Source organism: Henriciella mobilis, from assembly GCF_003576285.1.
Taxonomy (GTDB): Bacteria; Pseudomonadota; Alphaproteobacteria; order Caulobacterales; family Hyphomonadaceae; genus Henriciella; species Henriciella mobilis.
In genome coordinates this window covers 606,031-621,971 of record NZ_QWFX01000005.1, presented here as the reverse complement: position 1 = coordinate 621,971, position 15,941 = coordinate 606,031, and the positions used below count along the sequence as shown (strand labels likewise).

General features: G+C 61.8%; 15 protein-coding genes. 7 read left to right on the top strand and 8 right to left on the bottom strand.

Annotation, left to right across the window (positions count from 1 at the left end; genetic code table 11):
• Positions 1–50: 50 nt before the first annotated feature.
• Both D1223_RS02900 and D1223_RS18700 read right to left on the bottom strand, forming a co-directional pair.
• Positions 51–2,441: a methyl-accepting chemotaxis protein gene (locus tag D1223_RS02900; RefSeq protein ID WP_158588383.1), complete on the bottom strand. Its 2,391-nt coding sequence runs from the start codon at positions 2,439–2,441 to the stop codon at positions 51–53.
• A gap of 302 nt (positions 2,442–2,743) precedes the next feature.
• A complete protein-coding gene (locus tag D1223_RS18700; RefSeq protein ID WP_147372651.1) occupies positions 2,744–3,061 on the bottom strand; it encodes a hypothetical protein in 318 nt (105 codons plus the stop codon).
• 423 nt (positions 3,062–3,484) lie between these two features.
• Between D1223_RS18700 and D1223_RS02895 the strand changes: the two genes are divergently transcribed.
• Entirely contained in the window at positions 3,485–3,922 is a 438-nt protein-coding gene (locus D1223_RS02895; RefSeq protein ID WP_158588382.1) for a MarR family winged helix-turn-helix transcriptional regulator, read from the top strand.
• 45 nt (positions 3,923–3,967) lie between these two features.
• Here D1223_RS02895 and D1223_RS02890 read toward each other — a convergent pair whose 3' ends face one another.
• Genes D1223_RS02890 through hppD form a run of 3 tightly spaced genes read right to left on the bottom strand, consistent with a single transcriptional unit; the run spans position 3,968 to position 6,089 of the window.
• The gene (locus tag D1223_RS02890; RefSeq protein ID WP_119374892.1) at positions 3,968–4,522 is read right to left on the bottom strand and encodes a VOC family protein; all 555 of its coding nucleotides are present in this window, start codon (positions 4,520–4,522) and stop codon (positions 3,968–3,970) included.
• A 17-nt stretch (positions 4,523–4,539) separates the two neighbouring features.
• Positions 4,540–4,986 carry a methyltransferase family protein gene (locus D1223_RS02885; RefSeq protein ID WP_119374891.1) on the bottom strand — a complete coding sequence of 149 codons (447 nt, stop codon included), beginning with the start codon at positions 4,984–4,986 and terminating at the stop codon, positions 4,540–4,542.
• Positions 4,983–6,089 (bottom strand): 4-hydroxyphenylpyruvate dioxygenase, encoded by a 1,107-nt coding sequence (hppD, locus tag D1223_RS02880; protein ID WP_119374890.1) that lies wholly within the window; start codon positions 6,087–6,089, stop codon positions 4,983–4,985. The genes D1223_RS02885 and hppD overlap by 4 nt, the downstream gene beginning before the upstream one ends.
• A gap of 80 nt (positions 6,090–6,169) precedes the next feature.
• Here hppD and D1223_RS02875 point away from each other — a divergent pair, with 80 nt between their 5' ends.
• From D1223_RS02875 to D1223_RS02850, 6 genes are all read left to right on the top strand, one after another.
• Complete coding sequence (locus tag D1223_RS02875; RefSeq protein WP_119374889.1) at positions 6,170–6,658, top strand: MarR family winged helix-turn-helix transcriptional regulator; 489 nt, start codon at positions 6,170–6,172, stop codon at positions 6,656–6,658.
• Positions 6,659–6,690: 32 nt separating this feature from the next.
• Positions 6,691–7,758 carry a DUF3137 domain-containing protein gene (locus tag D1223_RS02870; RefSeq protein WP_119374888.1) on the top strand — a complete coding sequence of 356 codons (1,068 nt, stop codon included), beginning with the start codon at positions 6,691–6,693 and terminating at the stop codon, positions 7,756–7,758.
• Between the two features lie 193 nt (positions 7,759–7,951).
• Positions 7,952–9,487, top strand: a complete 1,536-nt coding sequence (locus D1223_RS02865; protein ID WP_119374887.1) for an exopolysaccharide biosynthesis polyprenyl glycosylphosphotransferase — start codon at positions 7,952–7,954, stop codon at positions 9,485–9,487.
• A gap of 5 nt (positions 9,488–9,492) precedes the next feature.
• On the top strand, positions 9,493–10,491 hold the full coding sequence (locus tag D1223_RS02860) for a glycosyltransferase family 2 protein (RefSeq protein WP_119374886.1): 999 nt from the start codon (positions 9,493–9,495) through the stop codon (positions 10,489–10,491).
• Between the two features lie 30 nt (positions 10,492–10,521).
• Positions 10,522–11,292 (top strand): polysaccharide deacetylase family protein, encoded by a 771-nt coding sequence (locus D1223_RS02855; protein WP_119374885.1) that lies wholly within the window; start codon positions 10,522–10,524, stop codon positions 11,290–11,292.
• Entirely contained in the window at positions 11,289–12,296 is a 1,008-nt protein-coding gene (locus D1223_RS02850; protein WP_119374884.1) for a glycosyltransferase family 2 protein, read from the top strand. The genes D1223_RS02855 and D1223_RS02850 overlap by 4 nt, the downstream gene beginning before the upstream one ends.
• Here the strand turns inward: D1223_RS02850 and D1223_RS02845 are convergent.
• The 3 genes from D1223_RS02845 to D1223_RS02835 all read right to left on the bottom strand — a co-directional run bounded on the left by D1223_RS02845 (position 12,249) and on the right by D1223_RS02835 (position 15,821).
• A complete protein-coding gene (locus tag D1223_RS02845; RefSeq protein ID WP_119374883.1) occupies positions 12,249–13,571 on the bottom strand; it encodes an O-antigen ligase family protein in 1,323 nt (440 codons plus the stop codon). The two genes, D1223_RS02850 and D1223_RS02845, sit on opposite strands and share 48 nt — an antisense overlap.
• Entirely contained in the window at positions 13,540–14,160 is a 621-nt protein-coding gene (locus D1223_RS02840; protein ID WP_233350163.1) for a P-loop NTPase family protein, read from the bottom strand. The genes D1223_RS02845 and D1223_RS02840 overlap by 32 nt, the downstream gene beginning before the upstream one ends.
• A gap of 149 nt (positions 14,161–14,309) precedes the next feature.
• Positions 14,310–15,821, bottom strand: coding sequence for a GumC family protein (locus D1223_RS02835; RefSeq protein WP_158588381.1), 1,512 nt, complete (start codon positions 15,819–15,821; stop codon positions 14,310–14,312).
• Positions 15,822–15,941 lie beyond the last annotated feature (120 nt).

The window sequence follows — 15,941 nt, the reverse complement described above, 5'->3', positions numbered from 1 at the left end:
AGACGTGCTGCGTTCCCGGGATGGAACGCAGCAGCGTCAGTCAGATTGATTTAAAAATCGTTCCAGTCCTCATCGTCCACTGATGTGTCCGGCTCGAATTTCAGAGCGCTCGTCCCCCGTGAAGCAGGCTTCGGAGCGGCGGCGGGTGCCTGGCTCAGCTGGGTCTCAGCGAAGGCCTTCACCCGTTGCTGCTGCTCGCTGACCGCATTGACCGGCTTCTTGGTAACGGTCGGTGCCGGTGCGGCCATGGCCGTCTGGCCAGCGCGGTTGAACCGGAAGCGGGCCACGAACTGCATCAGCTTTTCGGCATCCTGGGTCAGCGCATGGCTTGCCGCGGTCGACTCTTCGACCATCGCTGCGTTGGATTGCGTGACCTGGTCGAGCTGGTTGACCGCGGTGTTGATCTCCGCGACGCCCGTCGACTGTTCCTGCGCGGCCGCTGAAATCGAGGCGACGGATTCGCTGACTTTCGCGACAGCCTCGACGATTTCCTTCAGCACCTTGCCGGTCTGGCCGACATTCTCGACGCCGTCCGACACATGGCTCGAACTCTGCGTGATGAGGTCCTTGATCTTCTTGGCGGCTTCCGAAGACCGTTGGGCCAGAGCCCGCACTTCAGATGCGACAACCGCAAACCCGCGGCCTGCATCGCCAGCCCGGGCCGCCTCAACGCCAGCATTCAGCGCCAGGAGGTTGGTCTGGAAGGCGATCTCGTCGATGACGCCGATAATCTGGGCAATCTCATTGGACGAGGATTCGATGTTGCCCATGGCCGCCACGGCATCGTTGACGACCTTGTTGCTCGACTCCGCGCTGTTGCGGGCCGAGGAGACAAGATCGAAAGCCTGCTTGGCGCTCGACGCTGTGGAGGACACGCTCGAGGTGATCTGCTCCAGCGCGGCTGCTGTTTCTTCCAGCGTAGCCGCCTGGCTTTCGGTGCGGCGCGACAGGTCGTCGGCTGCATGGCTGATTTCCCGGGCACTGTCACCGATCTGGTTGGAACTCAACACGACCGAGCTCAACACCTCTTCGAGGTTGATCATGGTCGAGTTGAAGTCGCGGCGCAGCTGCTCATATTTCGGATGGAAGTCATTCTCGATGCGGTAGGTCAGGTCGCCGCCGGACAGTGAGCCGAGCGCCTCGCCGAGCGCCTCAACCGTCTTTGCCGTTTCCTGGTCCATCAGGTCAGCTTCAGCGAGCTTCTCCTTGAACGTATCGAGCGTCTTCGCCATGTCGCCGATCTCATCTTGACGATCCGTATGCGGAATGGCGAGTTCGAACTTCTTGTTGGACACATCTTCCATGGCCTGGCGCACAGCTGTCAGCGGGCGCGTTACGCGGCGGGCCACCATGACCCCAAGCACGCCGAGCACCAGCGCCGTGATCCCTATCTGGATCACCATGTGATTGCGGACCGTTGCCGCCGGTGCGTTGATCTCAGCCTTGGTCTTGCTGGCAAGATAGGCCCAGCGCACACCTTCGAACTCGAAGGAATCGTAGGCTGTGAACGCGGCCCGCCCCGCAAGGTCGGGCGTCGCCATCACGCCGGACTGCCCGGCCAGCGCCTTGCGGACCGCTTCATTGTCGACCCGGGTCGCCAGGATGTCGTCCCCGCTGGTGAGCGGCGTGTCGTTGCGCATCAGGAAATCGCCGCCAACAATGACCGAAGAGCCGGTCTCACCGAGGTCTTCGGTGCGCGACACGAGTTCATTCATCCGGTCGATCGGCATCTGGTAGGCTAGCACGCCGATGAAGTTTCCGGCTTCATCGGTAATCGGCGTGGACAGGAAGCTGGCCGGAGCGCCATCGCTTGGTGCATATGGCTTGAAGTCGAGGAAAGCGAGATCACCACTCGACGCGTTTGAGCGCGCTTTGCTGTAGGCCTGTGACAGATCGGTCTCGGCAGCCGGCCCGGAAAGCGCATTCGATGCAAAATCAGCCTGCTTGGAAACCGAGTAGATGACGTTGCCGCTGCGGTCCATCAGCAGGATATCGTAATAGCCCTTTTCTTCCAGAAGGCCCTGGAAGTAGGGGTGATAGTCGGCGTGCACGTCGCGATAGTTCACCGACTCGCCGGTTTCAGAGACCACAGCCGGCAATCCGGCCCCATCGCTCTCCGCGCTGGAATAGGCGCGCCGGAGGTCTTCGCTGGCACTCGCGCCGAGCCCGGCAAAGGCCTCGCTGAAACCGCCAATCGCTTCGCGGACGGTCGGGTTTTCGCTGTTTGCGCGAATATCGGCCTCGATCGATTCCAGCCACGCACTGAGAGAATGCTCATGTGCTTTCAGGGTATGATGGAGCTGTTCCTTGGCTTGCTCACGGAACGTATTGTCAGCGCTCATATAGCCGAGCGCCGCCGTGATCGCGGCGGTCGAGACGCTGAAGGCGACAATCGTCATTGGAAGCGTTTGCGAGAGCTTCCGGTTAGCAAAAGGGTTCATTGTTGTGGCTCCACGAAACGGAATGTATTTTGATTTTGGCATGCCTGGTTCACGGACGTCCCGACTGCACATCCTGCGGAGACCGTTTCGTTTTCTGGAACCAGATTGGGTTTGATAGCCGACCGAACGGGGGAAATTGGAGTGCCTTCACGTGCCTGAACGCACGCGTTTCCAGCGCCCCTATCACCGGTAGTTGAATTGCCAAGAAAAATCGCGACTAACGGCGTTGCCGCCTTCGGACCTTCTTGTGCGCAGTTCGTGTACATGGTGACGTTTTGCCTCCCCCCGGGTTGGTTTTCCGACTAGTCAGGGCTGGTTAAAAACTTGTTCACAACCAGTGTCTTGTGGCAGTCGCCCGCCCCGACACGCCGGCGCTTCAGGCGCAAGAATCCGTCCGGCCCTTCACCAGCATGCCATCGTGCAGGAGAGCGCAAGAAAGAGAAATTTGCTGTAAGTGCTACAGAAGGCGTCTGCATTCTGCGTGGCACAAATGCGACCGCCAGACGCTCCAGGGGAGCGTCCGCATAATCCGGCACGGCATGTGCAAAAAAATACTTTTCAGCTGCTAAAAAGTTGCGCGGAGTACAGACGTCTCGCGCCCCCGGCAATTCATCCGGCATGCCACCCCCTGTCGACGATACGCGGGATGCAGAACCACGCCTAGAATCTTGAAACCTTATGGATAATTTTTTCTCTACCACTGGCTGATCTTTTCCTGAATTTGTCGTGATTCGAGCGGCACCACGGAGCCTGCAGGACCACCAGACTGGAATCATACCGTGGCCATACTGGAATCAGACTCTTTTCGTACTGCAGCTGGACCTGTCTTTACCGGTCTCAAGCCAGTCCGCCGAAGAAGGCCGGGACGTCAGCGCCATCCCGAGGCAAATCCATTTCAAGGGCCAAACCCTATGAGCCCGCTGCCTGTATTTCTGCCGCGAATGCAGGCACCGCCGCCCCCCGACACTTCGTCCATGCGGCGCAGCCGTTGCAAATGGTTCGGGGAGTCTCTTTATTCAAAGGCGTGCGCACAAGGACCAGCGATGATCAAGAATCCGTTCGCCGACTATCCCGGCTACCTGCTCAGGCATGCCAGCAACGCCAACCTTAATGCGATTTACGACCGGCTGCGTCCCCTGGACCTGCGCCTGGCGGAAGCGTCAGTCCTGCTGCTGATACAGGCCAATCCGGGTGTCACGCAGAGCGAAGCCTGTCAGACGCTCGGCATCGCCCGCGCCAATATGGCGCCGCTGGTCAACCGGCTCGAAAGCAAGGACCTGGTCAGCCGCACACCGGTCGATGGCCGCTCCTACGGGCTCACTGTGTCACCTCAGGGCAAGGAAGTCGCCAAACGCGCGGATGCGGAATTGAAAGCGCACGAGAAAGAGCTGCTCGACGCCGTCCCGAAGGAGCTGAGGCAGTCATTTGTCGAGGCCCTCGGCTATATCGCCGCGTTCAACGCCGCCGAGCAGACCGAATAACGCGGGCGGAGCCGAAGGACTGAAGTGTAGCGACCGGTTCAGGCGCTAGGCCGTCTCGTCGGCGATCTTCTCATGCAGCCAGGCCGCGTGGCGAGGCGCCTTCTTGGTCTGGGACCACTCGTCCAGCATGTCCTGGGCAACCGATTTCAGCTGGGCCATCTGGTCCGGCGTGCCAATGTCGCAGGCCAGCTCCAGCCGGTGGCCGTTGGGGTCGAAGAAGTAGATCGACTTGAAGATGCCGTGATGAGTCGGCCCGACAACGTCGAGCCCCATCTCCTCGGCCCGCGCCTTGGCGTTCATCAGGTCGTCCATCGTGGCAACCTTGAAGGCGATGTGCTGGACCCATTCCGGCGTGTTGCGGTCACGGTCCATCTCCGGCTTGGTCGGCAGCTCGAAGAAGGCGAGCACATTGCCGTTCCCGGCATCGAGAAAGACGTGCATGTACGGGTCCGGCGCGCCGGTGGAGGGCACCTTGTCCTCCGCGATGGCGAGCTGGAAATCCATGCCGAGCACCTTGTTGTAGAACTCGACCGTCTCCTTGGCATCCTTGCAGCGATAGGCGACGTGGTGAACGCCGCCGAGTTTTGGAGCTTCAGTCATCTTGGCCTCTCCCAAGTCTATATCCAGCGGCGAACGCGCTGGCAGTAGTGTTCATAATCGGCACCGAACCGGCTCCTGAGCGCCGCTTCTTCGGGCAGAATCTGGTTCTGATTTATGTACCAGATCGCGAAAGGCAAAAGCGCGATCGTCACGCTCCAGCCCTGGCCGAGCCCGACCCCGAGGACGAACAGGGCCATGCCGAGATACATGGGGTTCCTGCTAATCCTGTAGATGCCATCATCGACAAGCGCACTGGCTTGGCCGGGATCGAGCGGATTGACGGTTGTCTTCTTGAGCCGGAAGCCGGTCACCGCAAGCAGGAGCAGCCCCACACCACAAAGGAGAATGACGGCCGCAATGACGTCCTGCGCAGCGAATGAAAAGCCAGTCACCGGCCAAAGTCTGTCTGCGGCCCATCCGATGAGGACGGGCAAGGCAAAGACGATGACCGGGGGCAGCTTCATGCGTCTTCCTTGTCCTCGACCTTCAGTGCGCCGCGCTTGATCTGGTCACGTTCCATGCTTTCGAACAAGGCCTTGAAGTTGCCTTCGCCGAAGCCCTGCTTGTAGTCGCCCTTGCGCTGGATGAACTCGAAGAAGACCGGGCCGATCTGCGGTTCTGCGAAGATCTGGAAGAGGAGACGCGGTTCGCCGCCCTCGGTCGTTCCGTCGAGCAGGAGGCCGCGCGTGCGGAGCGCATTCTCGTCCTCGCCATGACCCGGCAGGCGCTCGCTCAGCATTTCGTAATAGGTGTCCGGTGGCGGCGTCATCATCGGCACGCCGCGCGCTTTCAGCTTGTCATAGGCTTCGACGAGGTCGTCGCAAATGAGGGCGATGTGCTGAATGCCTTCGCCATTATATTCACGCAGGAATTCCTCAATCTGCCCTTTGCCACCTTCGGCTTCTTCATTGAGCGGGATGCGGATCTTGCCGTCAGGCGCGGTCAGTGCCTGGGAGGTCAGGCCGGTATACTCACCCTTGATATCGAAATAGCGGATCTCACGGAAATTGAAGAGCTTCTCATAGAAGTCCGCCCAGTACTTCATCCGGCCCTTGTAGACATTGTGTGTCAGGTGATCGACGAGCTTGAAGCCACAGCCTTCGGGGAACTTCTCGACGCCCGGCAGGTATTCGAAATCGATGTCATAGATGGAGAGGCCGCCCTCGCCATCATCGTAGCGGTCGATGAGATAAATGAGCGAATGGCCGATGCCGCGGATCGCTGGAAGCTTCAGCTCCATCGGGCCGGCTGGCACATCGCAAGGCTCGGCATCATTCGCGAGGAGATGATCATAGGCCGCCTTCGCGTCGCGCACGCGGAAACCCATCCCGCAGGCGCTGGCGCCATGCTCCTTGGCGAAATAGTAGGCCGGCGAGCCCTTCTCGTAATTGGTGATCAGGTTGATGCCGCCCTGACGCCAAAGCTCGACATCCTTGGAGCGGTGGCGGGCGACCTTCGTGAAGCCCATCGCTTCGAAAACCGGTTCCAGCTGGCCCTTCTCAGGCGCAGAAAACTCGATGAATTCAAAGCCGTCCAGACCGGCCGGATTTTCAAACAGGTCCGCCATGTGCTTAATCCTCCTGTGAATGACCCGACTCATAATAGTTGCATTTGCAACTAAATCAAGTTCCGGAGCGTGGAGACAGCATGACGAAATCGGCCGACCATCCGCAGGAGACCCTCAGACTCGATGGATTCCTGCCCTACCGGCTGTCGGTGCTGTCGAATGCCGTCTCACGCAAGATCGCCGACATGTATGAGCGCGAGTTCGATATATCGATCTGGCAATGGCGGATTATCGCCGTGCTCGGCGAAAGCGACGGGCTGACCTCAACTGAGGTGGCCAATCGTACCCTGATGGACAAGCCCGCCGTCAGCCGGGCCGCCGCCAGCCTGACAGAGCGCAACATCATCTCGCGCAAGTCCGACGATGCCGACCGGCGCAAGGCCGAGTTGCGCCTGACAGACAAGGGCCGCGAAATCTATGCAGCGATCAAGCCCCGTGCCCTGGCCTATGAGCGCGAACTGCTGGCGTCCCTGTCACCCGAAGAATCCCGCATGCTTCACGGCTTGCTAACCCGGCTTTCGCACATTGCCTCACCGGACCGGAACCTCTGGTCCGAGACAGGCGAATAACGCGATTGGCATAAGCCAGGGGACCGATAGCCATGCAGGCCGCGCTCGACATCTATTTCGACAGTATCAGCAGCAAGCGCCCGGAATTCGAGCCGGCCATCGCTGTGTGGCGCGACGTCCTGCAGCCGCAGCTGGAGCGCATGGAGGAAGAGCGCAAGGCGGTGATCGGCAAGGCCATCAAGCGGACGGCCATTGTCGGCTCGATTGCGCTGCTGTCGGTCATCGCGCTGACCTGGGTACTCGGCTTCCAGGTCATGTTCCCGTTCGGCATCTTTGCCGGGATCGTCTTGACCGTACTGGCTTCTGCGGCCGTCTGGATTCCCGTTTTCTCGATGAAGTCCCAGACCAAGCAGCTCGTCGTTGGCGCTGCCTGCGAATGCTTCGGCTTCAACTATGACACCATGCATCCTGACCTTAGCGGAATTTCCGGCTTCTCGAGCCTCGGCAACTGGGTGAAATCGCAGGCGGGCAACCTCAAGGAATTGAACGAACCGCCGACACCAGCCTTCGAGCGGCTGAAAGCCTATGCCCTGCTGCCATCCTATGACAGCCGCAAATTCGAGGACCTGATATCGGGCACGCGCGCCGAAGCCGACTTCACCATGGTCGAGTGCAAGCTCACCGAACAGCAGGGATCGGGCAAGAACCGCCGCACTGTCACCAAGTTCCAGGGGCTTCTTTTCAATATCGACTATCCCGAACCCTTCCTCGGCCGGACAATCATCGCCCGTGACAAGTGGTGGAAGCGCGGCAAGGGAGCCAGTGACCTGCAGCGGGTCGACCTCGTCTCCAAGGAGCTTGAGGACGCCTTCACCGTTCACTCGACCGACCAGGTCGAAGCGCGGACCCTTCTGACGCCCGACCGGATGGAGCGTTTGATCGCGCTGGAGCGCCATTTCCAGGGCGGCAAACTGCGCGGCATTTTCGAAGACGGGCACATGACGATCGCGCTTGAGGCTGGAAACCAGTTCGAGGCGGGTTCGATCTTCAAGCCGCTGGTCGACCCCGACCGGTTCATCCAGACCCTGACCGAAATCGGGCTGGTCTGCGACATGATCGACGGCTTCCTGACCCGAGAGTGGTACAAGGACCGGATCTAGGCAGCACCTTGGCGGCCAATACGCCTGCAAAATCGCCCGTCTGTTGCCATCATTGCCAATCCGGCACACCCGACACGCCCACTCGATCGATGCAGGAACGGCCGATCCATAAAATTTCACCGATCGGCGAAACCCGATATTGAGCCTGTTCTGGCATGAAGCGGGGACGCAACCTCAGGCAGGTCCTTCCCGCATGGCCGATGGGCTTCAACAACTTGGCATCCCGGCGACACCGGAGCGAACCGAAGATATCGGCGGCGCGGTGCCGACCCCCGTCCTTACGAGCCGGGCAAGCCTCAGCGACGCAGCCGAGCGCATCCGGCCACGAAACCGGACGATCAACCGCCCGATGATGCGCGAGGCCTTGAAGCTGGCTGATATCGCCGTCGCGGCCATCGTCTCCTTCTTGTTCCTGAATGCCGGTGGATACAGCTTGCTGCAGTCATCCGTCGCCGCCGTGCTGCCTTTCGTCTTCATCCCGGTCGTGATGAGCTGGGGCCTTCGACGGGCGGATGCCTACAACCTCTCCTTCGCCCGGCCGGTCTCTCAGATGCTACTGCGCAGCAGCATAGGCTCAGGCCTCGCCCTGGCCGGTCTGGTCGTCGTTGTTTCGCTGCTCTATCCGGCGCGCCATACCAGTATCGTACTTGGTGCAGCCTGCCTCGCTTTCACCTTCGCCGTCGCCGTGCATGCGCATGTCATCGTCCTGTTCAAGGTGCTGACACGCAATGGCGTCCTGTCGGAGAACGTCGTGCTCGTCGGCGCAACGCCCAATGCCCGGCGGCTCCTCCAGCGCAACAGTGAATCACGCGAGCTCAACATTGTCGGCGTGTTCGACGACCGCCTGTCGCGCGCGCCCATTGCCATGGGCGGCGTGCCCGTCGTCGGCCGGCTCGATGACCTGATGAACTGGGACCGCCTTCCCGATATCGACCGCATCATCGTCACCGTGACCTCGGACGCCCGGGTCCGCGTGCGCCAGTTGGTCGACCGGCTCCGTGTCCTGCCGCAGCGCGTAGTCCTGCTGCTGGACCTTGAAGGATTCGACCCGGAATCGGAATCGCTTGCCCGCATCGCCCGCTCGCCAGCCGCCTACATGTCCGGCGCTCCGGACAATCTGCGCCGCGTGGTCATCAAGCGTGCGGCGGACATTCTGTTCGGGTCGCTGCTGCTTGTCCTGTTCAGCCCGATCCTGCTCGCGACGGCGATCGCGGTAAAGCTCGACAGCCCTGGCCCCGTCTTCTTCCGGCAGAAGCGTCATGGCTTCAACAACCAGATCATCCGCGTGTGGAAGTTCCGGTCCATGCGGCACGATCCTGAGGCCGAGAACCGGATGGGCCAGCAGACGGTTCATCGCGACCCCCGCGTGACCCGCGTCGGCAAGTTCATTCGCATGACGTCCATCGACGAGCTGCCGCAACTGCTCAACGTCCTGAGCGGGGAGATGTCGCTCGTCGGCCCGCGCCCGCACGCGATCGGCATGACCACCGAAGACGCAGAAGTGCAGGGCCTGGTGAGCGACTACGCCCACCGTCACCGCGTGAAACCCGGCATTACCGGCTGGGCTCAGATCAATGGCTCAAGGGGCCCTGTTCACTCGCGCGAGGAAGTTCGCGAACGCGTCCGGCTGGATATGGAATACGTGAACCGCGCCTCTTTCTGGTTCGACCTCTTCATCATGCTCGCCACAGCACCATGCCTGCTGGGTGACTGGCGGCGGCAGCGATAGGACACATGAAGAAGATGCCGGACTCTGCCTATCCGTCGGAGAGCGAACCACTCACCTATTCCATTGACCGCACCGAAGCTGGCGAAGCAATCCTGTCGAACCAGGTCACGTGTGACACTGCGATTACGATCTGTGTGCCCTGCTATCGCGACCATGCCGCCCCACTCCTGTCGGGCCTGTCGCGCCTTGCCGAAGCGCCGCAAACGGGGTTGCTGCTATTCGATGACGGGTCTGGCGATGAGACGCTGACCAAGCAGCTGGCCGGCCACATCATGAAGTATCCCGGGCCAGCCCGCCTGATCACGGCGCCGCAGAACGCAGGGCGCGCGCATGCACGCAACCGTCTGGTTGCGATGGCCGAGAGCGACTGGATCCTGCTTGTCGATGCGGACATGCGACCCGACACGGACCTGTTTCTCAGCCGCTACGTGAAGTCGATCGAGCAGGCAGATGGTCCGGCGCTGATCGCTGGCGGATTTACGCTGCGCCAGGTCACACCTACCAAGAAGACCCGGCTGCATGCGGCCCAGTCTGCCCTGTCGGAATGCCTGTCGGCCGAAGCCCGTTGCGAGGAGCCGGGACGGTACGTCTTCACATCCAATATCCTCGTCCACAAGCAGATCCTCGAAACCGTCAGATTTGATGACGGCTTCAGCGGCTGGGGCTGGGAGGATGTCGACTGGGGCCTGCGGGTGGCAGAAACGTATCCCGTCCGGCATATCGAGAACACGGCCACGCATCTCGGCCTGGACGATACCGAAACCCTTCTGGCGAAATTCGGCGGCTCCGGAGCAAACTTTGCACGGCTGGCCGAGCGTCATCCGGACGCTGTCCGGCAGATGCAGCTCTGGAAAATAGCCCGGTTGTCGCAACGTCTGCCCTTCAAGGCCACATGGACGGGTCTTTGCCGGTCCGTGGCGAAAACGGAATGGTTGCCGATCAGCCTGCGCCTGCCTGCGCTGAAGCTGTACCGGGCCTTCCGCTATGGCGAGCATCTTGCATAGGTATCGCTAAAAAAATCGGGGGGACGAACCATGAAACCATACCAGCCAGACCGCTCACTACCGGCCAAAATCGCTCGGCGCATGACGCGCTGGTCGGTTGCCCATCCTTTGCCGGCGACGCCAGAGCACACCAAAATCTGCTTCACCTTTGATGATTTTCCAAAATCTGCTGCCGATACAGGCGCCGAAATTCTCGATGAAGTTGGCGCCAGGGGTTGTTTCTATGCCTGCACCGGCATGGTCGGCACGAAGAACCAGACCGGCGAACTGTTCGATGCGCATGATCTTCGCCGCCTGGCTGCCGCCGGGCACGAAATCGGCGCCCATACCGAAACACACCTCGATTGCGCGCGGACCGGCACCGCCGAAGTGCTCGCCGATATCGATACCAATATCGCCAGGCTGGCAGCGCTTGGGCATACCCTGCCCGTCACGCAGTTCGCCTGGCCCTATGGCGAAACCCGCGCCTCGCTGAAGCCGAAGCTGACCTCGCGCTTCATGGCCGCCCGCGGCGTGCTACCCGGCGCCAATGTGCAGGGCAGCGACCTCATGCAACTGTCGGCCTATGAGCTGGACGAAACCGAATCCAGCATCGCACGCGCCGCTGACGCCATCGAAAAGGCTGCCGCCTCACCGGCCCTGCTCTTCATTTTCACACATGACGTTCGCGAGAAGCACAGCGCATGGGGCACCACGCCGGCTCATCTGCGGCGTCTGGTGCGGCTTGCGCGCGACACTGGCGCGGAAATCGTCACGCCGTCTGTGGCGCTTGCCTCCATCCGCGCTAAGGAGGTCGCATGACCGCTGAAACCGTCACCGTCGTTGTTCCGACCTTCAATCGTCCCGAGAGCCTTCACCGCGCTGTCGAAAGCCTTTTCTGGCAGAGCATGCGCAAGGACGGGTTCAAGGTCCTGATCGTCGATAACTCGCGCGAAGCGACGGCCCGGTTTGCCTATGACGCACTGGAGGCGCGAGCACCTGAAGCGATCGCGCTGACCTATCTTCATGCGCCGGAGCCCGGTGTCGCCAATGCTCGCAACGCCGCCATGGACGCGCTGACCACACCGCTTGCCGCCTTCCTTGATGACGACCAGACCGCCCCGATCCATTGGCTTGAAAAGCTTCTGGAAGCCCACGAGCGGTTCGGCGCGGCCGTTACCTTTGGCCCGGTCCTGACAGCGCTGCCCGACTACATCACCGAGCACCGCGCCTATTTCGAGCACTTCTTCGCCCGCGACCCCGGCCATCGCGATGGCTACATCCACAAGCCATGGGGCTGCGGGAACGCATTGCTCGACACTCGCCAGATCCCGGGCACCAAGCCCTGGTTTGACGCTCGAATGAATGAGGTGGGCGGTGAGGACGACGTCCTGTTTGCCCGCATAGCGGAAGCGGGTGGCAAGTTCGCCTGGGCCGCCAGTGCAGGCGTCAACGAACATCCGCTGCCCCAGCGCATCAGCCTCTCCTATACCCTCCGCCGGGCTTTCGCCTACGGTCAGGGCCCCTGCACGCTCGCGCGCAAGGCCAGCCCGCCGCGCATTGGCAGCCTCCTCATGTGGATGGGGATCGGTGCCGGCAAGTTCGTCCTGCACGGCTCGGCCTGGCTCGGCCTTTGGGCAGCTCGCCAGCCGCGGCGTGCCTACCAGCTGGACGAAGCGATCCGCGGTCTCGGCAAGGTTTTCTTCTGGAAGAAGATGCGCTTTTACGGCGCATCGACCGTTCGCCAGGCCGCAAGACCCGACGACGAAACCCAGGCCTCACATGCCGGCACGCCGGGCGGCGGGGCCATGGCGGCCAACCACTGAAGGTCTCGGCGGCTGCGACTGACGGCTTCGAGCAGGCGCTGACACGCTGAGCGCAACTTTGGACGCCACAGATACAAGCGTCACCCAGACGATTGTGTTCTGCTGAAGGGCGATGCTCTCCGACAGGCTGAACAGCAGGAACTGGCCCGCGACACCGAGCGCAAAAAGGCCGGTCCAGTCTCTTACGGCCAGTCGGGCAGCCCGGAACACAAAAAGCAGATAACTCATGATGAGCCCGGCCAGGCCAACAAGGCCAATCGAGAGGGCAGTCTCCAGCCACCCATTGTGCGCGGTGGGAACGGCCCATTCGGTCGCCAGCCGCACCATGTAGGCAGGCTGCGAATCCACGCCCCAGAACGCGCCATAGCCATAGCCGAGCCATGGCCGCGCGGCGATGGCATCCATCAAAGCGGTCCAGATATCCGTTCGCCCTGTCAGCGTCGCGTCCCGGCCGAGCAGCTGAAAGACAAATTCCGGAGCAAGGACGAGCGCCATGGCCGCGCCGGCGACAAGAACAACGCCCGCCCATAGCATGGACAGGGTCGACACAACGCCGCGACGCATCCATGCGCCAGCGACCAGGACACCGATGCCGAACAACAGGCCGATCAGCGCGGTCTTCGATGTCGATAGCAGGACGAGCGCCACGCACATGACCAGGGCCGCCGCCCACAGCTTGCGCCACGGGCGGTCCATCAGGAGCAGGAAGGCCATGAGGAAACTCGCGCGCGCCATGTGTCCGCCGAGCGCATTCTTTTCCCACCACATGCCGCGCCATGCACCCGTGTGGACGTCCTGCATCACGGCAAAACCTGGCGCAACGATGCCGGAGACGATTGATACGACCGCCATGAACAGCCAGACCGCACCGAACAGACGCAACATGGTGCGCCAGTCATAGCGCATCGCCATGAACAGCCCGCCGAGCGTCGTCGCGACAATTGCGATGGCCCGGCGCTCGGTGACCGCGGAGTCGATTGACCAGCTCCACGAAGCACAGGCCAGGACCAGGATGAAGACCAGGAACGGTATCCGGAGCAGCGCCGAGAAGAACCGCATCGGCATGCTCGCACAGCCAAGCAGGATAAAACCGTAGACCGGCAGCCAAAGCATCCGCAGCAGCGTGCTTTCAGGATCGGTCTCGCTTGCGAAGAGGCGCGGCAGGAGGCCCTCCGTGAACATCACCAGGCAGAGGAAGACAACCGCGTACTCAGAAAAGCGGAAGAAGGTTTCCAGCGGCGTTCTAGCCGGCGAGGCGGTCTGCGAAACGCGCATCGCTTCCCATCCTGTTCAGCACCAGTCCTGCAACGCGCCCGCCACTGGCAGCAATCTCGTCGCGCAGCGCAGCGACTTCCTGGGGGCCTGTAGAATCGGCGCGAACGACAATGAACACGCCGTCGGCCTCGGAAACAAAAGACAGGCCGGCAGATGAGCGGGTAACGGCCGGTGCGTCGATCACGACCCAGTCGGCGGCCTGGCGCACCCGCGACCACCATTCAGGCTGCGACTTCAGGCGCACGCGCTGTCCATGGCCCAGCAATTCGTTGCGAAACCGCGAGACCAGCAGCCGCGTGCGATCGATCTCATGAACACTCAGCAGCTTGTTGGCCACGTCGGCACCGCTCTGCCCCTTCACGGGAGAGGAAACGGTGTAGATCGGCTCCGTCCTGAGCGAGGCATCGTAAGCGCGTCCCGGCCGTCCGACGCCGCGCGCAAAGCCATCCTCGAAGGCGGCAAAGGCCGCGTTCCGGCGCAGGTCGAGATCCAGGAGCCAGGCCGATTTCTGGGCTTTGCGAGCGGCCAGCAGCGCAAATGAGGCGGCGACACTGCTGGTGCCCTCACCCTCGCGCGCGGCAATGAACATGACGCAGCATCCGCCACTGCCTGACGACAGCCTGGACGCGGCGTGCCAAACGCCGTCTATCTGATCCCGTAAATCCCGCATCGGCCCACAATCTGATGGAAACTCGGGCTTACATGGGTCTGGTTAACGCTTTTCTTAACCAAGCCCACTCAGACGCGGCCAACCGCTCCGACAACCGGAACGCCGATGGTCCGCTCGAGCGAGCGCGCGGTCGCAAAGCCATCACGCGTCAATGCCCGCAGAAGACCGGCCATGAGCGCAGTGAATCCGGCAAACAGGAAAGCGAGCGCCGCGATGGGCAGCTTCAGGCTCGAGCCCTGGATCGGCACGCGGGCAGGCTCGAGGACACGCACGCTATCGGCTGACTGGTTGGAGATTTCGGCGAGCGCGCGTTCCTCGATTTCACGCGCCGAGAAGTTCTGCACATTCGCCTCCATGAGCGCCTTGCGTCGCTGCAGCTCCTGCCATTCAGGCTGCAATTCATTGAGGCGCTGAAGCCGGGCTTCGATGCTGTTGAGCTGGCGTTCGAGTTCTGCCCGCTGCAGGGCCAGCGACTGGGCTTCGGCTTCGAGGTTGGCCGCGGCCTGCTCGATCTGCTGGTAGACGGGGTTTGGCCCGCGACGCGTCGTTCCAGACAGGCCATCCCGCGAGTTCAGATAATCTCGCAGCTGGTCGATGCGGGTATCGATCGCCTGAACGGCGCGCGAGTCTTCAGTGTAGCGGGACAGAAGCTCCTCACGCTCCATGCGAAGCTCGCTGAGGCGCTGGGCGGAGTTGTCCTCGACATAGAGGTCCTGCTGCGGCTCCATGGTGGCAAGCTGCTGGTTATTGATATCAAGCTGCCCCTCAACGGCGCTTGCGCGAGACTTGTTGGTCAGGAGTTCGCCGGAAATGGTCGCATACAGCTGCTGGGCCGTCTGGCGCTCGCTTTCGAAGTCACCGATCTGGTTGCGCCTCAGAAAGGCGCGGATCTCGCTCTCGACATTGAGCAGCTCGCCTTCGAACTTCTTGCGCTGGTCACGCAGCGAGTCCGATCCGCCGACCGCGAAGACTTCGCTGCGATAGTCGAGATAGGCGCCGATCATCGCATTCAGAAGCTCGGCTGAGAGCTGGGCATCCTCGTGCGACAGCGCGGTTCCGATCACCGGGGTCTTCGGCGCAGACCCGGCCTCAAAGGATTTGCGAAGCGCCGCCACGCCCTTCTGGAACGTCTGTTCAGCGATAGCCTCCCGGCGGGAGTCCGGCGCCTCAGCGATTTGCTTTTCCATCGCTTCGACAAGGTCTGGAAACACGCGCGACAGCGGAAAGCGTGCCAGCGCGCGCTCGGCAACGACCGGGCTGCGCAAGATCTCGATTTCCGCCTGGATCAGCTGCTCCTGCTCCGGAGTGGCGCCAGCGCCTTCGGTTCCGACCTTCGGCCGGTAGACGCTCTCCTCGCCAAGACGGACATAGAGCCGCGACTGGGCTTCATACTTGGTAGGCATCTGCATGGCCGCCACAAGGCCCAGCACAAAGATCGGGAGGAAAATCACCAGCATCAGCCACTTGGCCCGCCACAGCTGCAGGACAAGCTCGGCCGCACCCATCCAGGGGCGCCGGCGCACGACGCCGACCTCGGAACGGCTGTCGCCGCCCGGACCCCAGTCTTGCGATGCTGCCATGCGTGTCAAAGCCCCACTGTTATGGTTAGCACAGTCCTGACCCAAGGCGCTTGATAATTCCTTAAACATTAACGAAGAGCCTTGGCCGCGCTGCAGCATGCATATTTTGAGCGGACGGAA

Excerpts from the sequence above, each read along its gene's own strand:
- D1223_RS02900 (WP_158588383.1), bottom strand. The coding sequence starts at position 2,441 with ATGAACCCTTTTGCTAACCGGAAGCTCTCGCAAACGCTTCCAATGACG.
- D1223_RS18700 (WP_147372651.1), bottom strand. The coding sequence starts at position 3,061 with ATGCCGGATGAATTGCCGGGGGCGCGAGACGTCTGTACTCCGCGCAAC.
- D1223_RS02895 (WP_158588382.1), top strand. The coding sequence starts at position 3,485 with ATGATCAAGAATCCGTTCGCCGACTATCCCGGCTACCTGCTCAGGCAT.
- D1223_RS02890 (WP_119374892.1), bottom strand. The coding sequence starts at position 4,522 with ATGACTGAAGCTCCAAAACTCGGCGGCGTTCACCACGTCGCCTATCGC.
- D1223_RS02885 (WP_119374891.1), bottom strand. The coding sequence starts at position 4,986 with ATGAAGCTGCCCCCGGTCATCGTCTTTGCCTTGCCCGTCCTCATCGGA.
- hppD (WP_119374890.1), bottom strand. The coding sequence starts at position 6,089 with ATGGCGGACCTGTTTGAAAATCCGGCCGGTCTGGACGGCTTTGAATTC.
- D1223_RS02875 (WP_119374889.1), top strand. The coding sequence starts at position 6,170 with ATGACGAAATCGGCCGACCATCCGCAGGAGACCCTCAGACTCGATGGA.
- D1223_RS02870 (WP_119374888.1), top strand. The coding sequence starts at position 6,691 with ATGCAGGCCGCGCTCGACATCTATTTCGACAGTATCAGCAGCAAGCGC.
- D1223_RS02865 (WP_119374887.1), top strand. The coding sequence starts at position 7,952 with ATGGCCGATGGGCTTCAACAACTTGGCATCCCGGCGACACCGGAGCGA.
- D1223_RS02860 (WP_119374886.1), top strand. The coding sequence starts at position 9,493 with ATGAAGAAGATGCCGGACTCTGCCTATCCGTCGGAGAGCGAACCACTC.
- D1223_RS02855 (WP_119374885.1), top strand. The coding sequence starts at position 10,522 with ATGAAACCATACCAGCCAGACCGCTCACTACCGGCCAAAATCGCTCGG.
- D1223_RS02850 (WP_119374884.1), top strand. The coding sequence starts at position 11,289 with ATGACCGCTGAAACCGTCACCGTCGTTGTTCCGACCTTCAATCGTCCC.
- D1223_RS02845 (WP_119374883.1), bottom strand. The coding sequence starts at position 13,571 with ATGCGCGTTTCGCAGACCGCCTCGCCGGCTAGAACGCCGCTGGAAACC.
- D1223_RS02840 (WP_233350163.1), bottom strand. The coding sequence starts at position 14,160 with ATGTTCATTGCCGCGCGCGAGGGTGAGGGCACCAGCAGTGTCGCCGCC.
- D1223_RS02835 (WP_158588381.1), bottom strand. The coding sequence starts at position 15,821 with ATGGCAGCATCGCAAGACTGGGGTCCGGGCGGCGACAGCCGTTCCGAG.